This is a genomic window from Microcoleus sp. BM001215392 (genome assembly GCF_036700185.1).
Lineage (GTDB): Bacteria > Cyanobacteriota > Cyanobacteriia > Cyanobacteriales > Microcoleaceae > Microcoleus.
This window is the reverse complement of record NZ_JAUBOJ010000388.1, coordinates 1-7,031: the sequence shown is the minus strand read 5'-3', so window position 1 is coordinate 7,031 and position 7,031 is coordinate 1. Positions and strand designations below refer to the sequence as shown.

The following is a 7,031-nucleotide window of genomic DNA, read 5'->3' as shown; positions in this document are numbered from 1 at the left end:
CCCCCCTTAAGAAGGGGGGGACAGGACTATTCTCAAAGTCCCCCTTCTTAAGGGGGATTTAGGGGGATCAAAACTCAGGTAAAAGCGACATTTATCAAGGGCTTCAGGCTTAAGTTGACACCTATGGGCAGTGTCGTCTCCGACCTATCATGTATGAGTGCAACCGGAATTGATGTCACACCTACACCAGAATGAGGAAAAACCATGACGACGCTGCTAATTCAAACCGAAAGCGTCCCACTGACGGTCAATTTCCCTGCGATCCAATCAATGACTGTTGAACAGTTCTATGAATTCTGTCTAGTCAATCGCGATTTGAGAATTGAGCGTACAGCCAGTGGGGAAGTGATCATTATGGCACCAGCTTTTTCAGATACAGGGAACCGCAACATTAAAATTGCTCAGCAACTTGCGAACTGGGCAGAAGAAGATGGCACAGGTGAAACGTTTGACTCCAGTGCAGGCTTTACCTTGCCGAATGGAGCAACTCGCTCCCCCGATGCCTCATGGATTAAACTAGAGCGCTGGAATGCCTTAACTGAAGAACAAAAAGCCTCATTCGCACCGATTTGTCCAGACTTTGTGATTGAATTGCGGTCTTCTAGTGACACTCTCAAGGGATTGCAAAAAAAGATGCAAGAATATATTGACAACGGTGTATCGCTCGGCTTGTTGATCGATCGCCAAAACCGAAAAGTCTACATCTACCGTCCCGATCGCGAACCGGAAATCTTAGACAATCCTGAAACAGTGAGCGCAGATCCAGAGTTACCCGGATTTGTCTTGCGGATGGCAAAAATCTGGTAATTTAGATAGTTACACCATAGTTGAAGACATTAATTCATCGGTCATTTCAAAATTAGCTGTCACGCTTTGCACGTCGTCCAAATCTTCCAATGCGTCCATTAACTTTAGGAGCAATCGAGCTTTTTCAGGAGTATCAATTTCTACTGTGTTGCTGGGAATCCAGCGATTTTCTGACTGCAAAATTGCAAAACCTGTTTGTTTCAAAACATCGGCCAGTTGTTCCAAATTAGGCACACTTGTAAATACCTCTGCACCTTCGGTATCTTCATCAATTAATATCAAATCGTAGGATTCAGCTTCGGCTTCTAGGGAAGCTTCAAACAATTGTTCCTCGTCAATGGGGCCGCGTACCGTACAAACTCCTTTGTGGTCAAACATCCAGCCCACACAACCAGTTTCGCCCAAATTGCCGCCATTTTTATTAAAAGCTTCTCGCAAGTCAGCCGCCGTGCGGTTGCGGTTATCTGTCAGCGCTTCAATTAGAATAGCAACTCCGCCAACGCCGTAACCTTCGTAGCGAATCGCTTCTAATTCTGAACCTCCCCCCGCCAAGCCGGCACCTTTGGCGATCGCCCTTTCGATATTTTCACTAGGAATATCCGCCGCCTTCGCTTTTTCAATAGCCGTGCGCAGTTGAAAATTGCCAGCAGGATCGGGAACTCCACTGCGCGCCGCGACAATAATTTCGCGAGATATTCTAGCAAAAACTTTGCCTTTAGCGGAATCAACTCTGGCTTTTTGGCGTTTAATAGTCGCCCACTTACTGTGTCCAGACATAGCTATTTAAGATTTTTGATTTAAAATGTGCGATCGAGATTAAATAAACTTAGCGCGTACACTGCACAATCCGTACACATAGCATAAAATGCGATATTTTGCACAAATTTTAACTTTAATTAAAGCGGACAACGGTTTCAGTGTCCGTGAGGTGGGAAGTGTCGCCATTAAGTGCGATCGACCATTCGCCCCCATCCCGCACCACTTTGACCAAACAGCAGAAAGCAGCGTTAATTTTCGTTTGAGAGTCGCCTGTTAGCCCGATCGCACTTCCCACAACCGACGAACCGTGACCTACTAATAACATATCCTCAGGAAACTGTGCCGCCAGGCGTTTAGCAGTTTTCCCCGCCCTTTTGAGACAAGCTTCCCCCGTTTCGGGATAACTAGCAATACCGCCTTTATAAGAAGGATCAATCCTGGGAAAACGCCTGCACAAATCCTCAACAGATTCAGTTTCCGGCATTTCGGTCATCCAGTCAGAATTCAGCCATTCGCAGATTCCCCATTCTAGTTTAATCGACAAATCGAGAGCTTCAGCAACATGATTTGCTGTTTCGACAGTTCGCAGAAAAGGGGAAGCGAAAATGTGAGAAATTCCTTCACCTTTGAGGCGATTGCCTAGTTGTTGAGCTTGAGCATTACCTGCTTCGGAAAGATGGGGATCGTAGCGGTGTTCGGCGCTGAGAAACCACTCGGGGTTAACGAAGTCGATGCGGCTTCCGTGGCGTGCGATCCAGACTGTTTGTGACATAAGACAGACGATTTTAGATTTTAGATTTTGGATTGTGGATTGACGATTGAAAAAGTTGAAAAAGTTGAAAACTTGGGAATAAATGATGAATATTCTGGTTGATAGTTTATTTACACTTGTATTTTTGTGAGAACAGGTATTACTTTTGATTATGCTTCGGGCGATCGACATCAAAGCATTTAATTGATTTTACCGCAACTGTTCGTTACGATCGTCGCAACTATTTGACAATGCGCTAGAATAGAATCAGTCACTCTCTACCATCCAATGGCTCAATCTCTAAAGCAACTCCACGCCCAAGTTCAAGCCATGCCCAGCGATTCGGTGAAGGCAATCGTGCTTTCATGGCTGAATCTGTCCAATGGTAATCTCAGCGACTTGGAACGCCTAATCGCAGAAATTGCCGAGGAAAGCGAGGGATATCAGTGGGGAGAAATTGACACAGAAAACCAGTTTCAACCCCTGGGCGAAGAGCAAACCATCGCAATGAGTCTCTCCGTCTTGGAAGATTACCAGAAAAGCAAGACAGGCATTTCGGGCGATCGGGTTAAGGAATGGGCGGATAGTTTAGGAAGCGATGTTTTGGCTAACTGTGCCAACATAAAGTTACAAATTAAAGTTAACCATTCATCATAACTTTTATGACCGTCACACTCACATTACCCCCAAAAATCGAAGCACTGCTGCGCCAACGGGCTGAAAGTACAGGACAAGATATAACCAGCGTTATCTTAGCTGTTCTCGCCTTCGGCCTTAGCTTTGATGAAAGCGATTTCTTCGAGGCATTGGAAGGGATTCAACGCGGACTTGATGACTTCGATAGGGGTCAATTTTCTAGTCTGGAAGATTTTGTTGATCGACAAAACCAGAAATACGGACTTTCTTTGGAAGCATGATTTATCGCATTGACTTTTCCAGTACAGCTCAATCTGAAGCTGATGCAGCGTTTCTAAATTTTTCCCAATTCACGACTCCCGATCGCGCTCAAGCATGGTATCAAGGCCTGATTACAGCGATTTCCTCACTCTCACAAATGCCCCGTCGTTGTGTTTTAGCTCGTGAAAACGCATTTTTCAGCCAAGAGATTCGCCAGCTTCTATATGGAAGTGGTAAAATCACGTATCGCATACTCTTCACTATTCTTGACGATCGACCCATACCAACTGTGAGGATTATCCACATTCGCAATGCACTCCAGCGTGCGATTGGCGAACCCCAAGATGAGGCATAATCTTATCCTTAGCTTATCTATTTTTTAGGAAATAAGCGATCGTGAATTCCATTCACCGGCAACTCTTTTTTTCTTCCAGTCGGCGTCCGCCGAACATTGTTTGTATAGTCGCGAATGACCTTCGCCCGGTAAGTTACATTCGCCCCCTAACTCGCATCTTAGATTCGCCCCCAAATTCGCAGCATCTTATTTCCGCCTTTTTGAAACTCGTAGGGAGCCTCTTGAACTTCCACACGAAAACTTCTCTTCTTCAATTCAGTAATAATCGGAATTAAATGCTCAGATTCTTCCCCGCTAAAACTCTGCAACAGCGGAAATACCCGAACTTCCTTCGCAACCCGACACATTTCTGTAATTGCTTGCAGATGAAACTCTTCCGAAAGCAAGTGAGAATAAGCAAATAAGAAATGGCTGCACAAAGCTAAATCAAATTCACCGTTTTCAAAAGGCAAAACAGGCAATTCAGCAGTCAGATAGCGGCCTTCCTCTAAGCCAGAGGGAAAATCTGCTAAAAATTCCTGCATCGCTTTCATCCGCACTTCGCCTAGCTGGTACGGCGATTCAAAACTGTTCCACAGATAGCCGTCTACATTTGCCTTGACAGCATCAATCACAGTTTGATATGTTTCTTGGATGCGATCGCCAATTTCCACCGCCGTAAACTGATATACTGGATCGCAAGAAATTACCTTGTTACCTTGGCGAGTCATTTCGGCATTGAAACTCGCCGGGCCGCCCGCACAATCTAGAATAGCTCGCTTGAGGTCACTTGATGTCAAGCTAAACATTCCTATGTATTCATCCAAGCAGCGTCCCCAGGGAATTACTCGATCTAATTTTAGTGACACTTATCTTTGTCCTGCTGATAGAATTATTTAATATTTTACCTTAAATAAGGGCAGTTTTTTGGTATCCCCTTGCTTTGGGTGGTTGATTTGTACATCGAGTTGTGTATAAAAAACAATAGTCAAACGAAATCATCATCCAGAGAACTGCGAGTCAGGTTTACACTTTCTTTACAAACAAGGTGCAAAATTGCCGCACAATTTTTATCGTTCCACCTGTGGATTTTGCAGCGCAGCGAGGCTACACTGGACAAAACCGAAAATAAACTAAAATCAATTAGCTAAATTAGTGTCGTTCATTGGCAGGCTGCAACCAGGAAAGAAAGATGAAACATACCGCTAAAACCGCTACAAGTCTGAGTTTGTCAGCACTCCTGGTGCTCGGGAGTTCGCTCTCAAGCATGGCTCAGTTGCCGGCCGTCAGAACTCCTCCACGCACTCCGGGTTCGATCCCAAACAGACCCAGAGTACCGCCGCCGCCTCCTGCGGGTTCGAGTTTGCCAGCGATCGGCAATTCTGGTTCGCTGGTACAAGAAACGGCTTATACTTTAGGCCCGGGCGATCGCATTGCTTTAGATATTTTCGGCGTCCCGGAATTCAGCAAAGAATATCAAGTGTTAGTTGACGGGACGCTTAATTTGCCAATCATTCGCAGCGTCTCAATTCAAGGATTGAGCCTCCAACAAGCCGCTAATATCATTACCAAACGATACGAACCCTTCATCAATGTTCCCGTTGTTACCGTGACTTTGATCGTCGCTCGCCCGCTAAATATAGGTGTTGCCGGTGAAGTTACTCGCCCTGGTTCCTACAAAATTAATCCTGTCAGAGAAGGAACCGGAGGAGGTGTAAAATTTCCGACTTTGATGGAAATGCTACAACTAGCAAAAGGGGTGACATCCGCAGGAGATATGCGAAACGTTCAAATTCGCCGTCCCCGCAGAGGCGGCCCGGAGCAAGTTACTACTGTTAATTTGCAGGATTTTTTAGACACCGGAAATTTGCGTCAAGATGTGACAATTCGAGATGGAGATACCATTTTTGTACCGACAGCAAGTGCCCTGAATACTCAAGAAGTCCGTCAAAGAGCCAGTGCTAATTTTTCCGCTGATATTACTAAACCAATTGGTGTGGTAATTGTTGGGGAAGTAAACCGCCCCGGGCCTTATACTGTATTTGCTTCAGATGTGCGATCGACCAACCAACAAACAGAGTTGAGTTTTGTCTCTATCGACCAACAACAGCAAGGAGCCGTTGTCGGGCTACCAACGATCACTAGAGCACTCAAAATTGCGGGCGGTATCACTACAGAAGCTGACATTCGCCGCGTGCAAATCCGCCGCCGAGTCAGAGGCGGAAACGAACAAACTATCTTTGTAAATCTTTGGGATTTGCTGCAAAAAGGCGACTCTACTCAAGATATTTTGCTGCAAGAAGGAGATAGCGTGATTATCCCCACAGCATCTAATGTAGACTTAGCTGAGGTTTCCCAACTCGGAACCACAAGTTTCTCTCCAAATGCAATTAGCATCAATATTGTGGGGGAAGTGGTCAGACCGGGAGCTCTGCTGGTTAAACCGAGTACATCGCTCCACCAAGCTTTGCTAACTGCGGGCAGTTTCAATCAATTGCGAGCGAAAAAAGACAAGGTAGAATTGCTGCGTTTGAACCCCAACGGGACTGTTACTCGCCGTACTATCGATGTGGATTTTGCTCAAGGGTTGAATCCAGACAATAACCCAACTCTGAGAAACAACGATGTGATTCTCGTAGCGCGATCGGGCTATACAAGGGTAGCAGACAATATCGCTACTTTCTTGCAGCCGATCGCAGGAGTTACAAATGTCATTACATCAGTTACCGGGGCTTTTACTGGGTTTCAAACAACTATTAACACTTTTCAGAACTTATTTTTAGGAGGAGATTTCGATCGCCGCAATCAAATTCGACAAATTAAATTACAGTACGAACAAAGACAGATACAGCGTGATGAAAGACAGCGGCAGATAGATATTCAAAATCAACAGAATCAAATTCAACAGCAACAACTCGAACTCCAAAGACAGCAGCAAATTCAGCAGTATCAAATTCAGCTCCAGCAACTCGAACTCCAAAGGAAGCAGCAAGAAGAACAGATTCAACTCCAGCGCGAGCAACAGCAGCAGCAACAGCAGCAACAGCAGCAACAATTGCAACTCCAGCAGCAGCAACAACAACAGCAGCAATTGCAGCCACAACAAATTCAGCCGCAAGGTACAACTACTCCTTGATTTTATCTTGGATAAAATAACCCCGATCTGTGAGTAAGCTTTTGAGTAGTTTTAAGCTGCGTCAGGGCGGGAGATTCTCAATCATCACCTCCAAATTTCAAAACAGAGGTAGCATTAATTCTCGGCGTGCTTCTGTCTTGAGATTGTGAGTTTGACCGGAAAATCTCACGCCCCCACCCACCTTAAAACTACTTGTTGATGTCATCCATCTTCCTTCATTCAATTGACAGCTCGCCCGCTGGCGCAGCCGAAGGGTTGACAGTGACCTCTACCTGGAAGGAAGAGGATTGGCGTAATAGACTTGAATTGCATAAGTCTTTGATTGATACAGAAACCGCAGATGTCAG

Annotated in this window: 8 protein-coding genes; 5 read left to right on the top strand and 3 right to left on the bottom strand. The window is 45.4% G+C overall.

Annotation, left to right across the window (positions count from 1 at the left end):
- Window positions 1-204 precede the first annotated feature (204 nt).
- Window positions 205-807 carry a Uma2 family endonuclease gene (locus QT974_RS28685; RefSeq protein ID WP_333282237.1) on the top strand — a complete coding sequence of 201 codons (603 nt, stop codon included), beginning with the start codon at window positions 205-207 and terminating at the stop codon, window positions 805-807.
- Between the two features lie 9 nt (window positions 808-816).
- Here QT974_RS28685 and QT974_RS28680 read toward each other — a convergent pair whose 3' ends face one another.
- Both QT974_RS28680 and QT974_RS28675 read right to left on the bottom strand, forming a co-directional pair.
- Entirely contained in the window at window positions 817-1,584 is a 768-nt protein-coding gene (locus QT974_RS28680) for a YebC/PmpR family DNA-binding transcriptional regulator (protein WP_333471788.1), read from the bottom strand.
- Between the two features lie 115 nt (window positions 1,585-1,699).
- Window positions 1,700-2,338, bottom strand: coding sequence for a histidine phosphatase family protein (locus QT974_RS28675; RefSeq protein ID WP_333471787.1), 639 nt, complete (start codon window positions 2,336-2,338; stop codon window positions 1,700-1,702).
- Between the two features lie 267 nt (window positions 2,339-2,605).
- On the opposite strand from QT974_RS28675, the gene QT974_RS28670 reads away from it, so the two are divergent.
- Genes QT974_RS28670 through QT974_RS28660 form a run of 3 tightly spaced genes read left to right on the top strand, consistent with a single transcriptional unit; the run spans window position 2,606 to window position 3,569 of the window.
- Window positions 2,606-2,974 (top strand): hypothetical protein, encoded by a 369-nt coding sequence (locus QT974_RS28670; RefSeq protein WP_333471786.1) that lies wholly within the window; start codon window positions 2,606-2,608, stop codon window positions 2,972-2,974.
- 5 nt (window positions 2,975-2,979) lie between these two features.
- Window positions 2,980-3,234: a hypothetical protein gene (locus QT974_RS28665; RefSeq protein ID WP_293147210.1), complete on the top strand. Its 255-nt coding sequence runs from the start codon at window positions 2,980-2,982 to the stop codon at window positions 3,232-3,234.
- Window positions 3,231-3,569, top strand: coding sequence for a type II toxin-antitoxin system RelE/ParE family toxin (locus QT974_RS28660; protein WP_333471785.1), 339 nt, complete (start codon window positions 3,231-3,233; stop codon window positions 3,567-3,569). Before QT974_RS28665 ends, QT974_RS28660 begins: the two co-directional genes overlap by 4 nt.
- A 158-nt stretch (window positions 3,570-3,727) precedes the next feature.
- On the opposite strand, the gene QT974_RS28655 is transcribed toward QT974_RS28660, so the two are convergent.
- Window positions 3,728-4,417: a class I SAM-dependent methyltransferase gene (locus QT974_RS28655; RefSeq protein WP_333471784.1), complete on the bottom strand. Its 690-nt coding sequence runs from the start codon at window positions 4,415-4,417 to the stop codon at window positions 3,728-3,730.
- A 323-nt stretch (window positions 4,418-4,740) separates the two neighbouring features.
- Between QT974_RS28655 and QT974_RS28650 the strand changes: the two genes are divergently transcribed.
- Window positions 4,741-6,684 (top strand): polysaccharide biosynthesis/export family protein, encoded by a 1,944-nt coding sequence (locus tag QT974_RS28650; protein ID WP_333471783.1) that lies wholly within the window; start codon window positions 4,741-4,743, stop codon window positions 6,682-6,684.
- Window positions 6,685-7,031 lie beyond the last annotated feature (347 nt).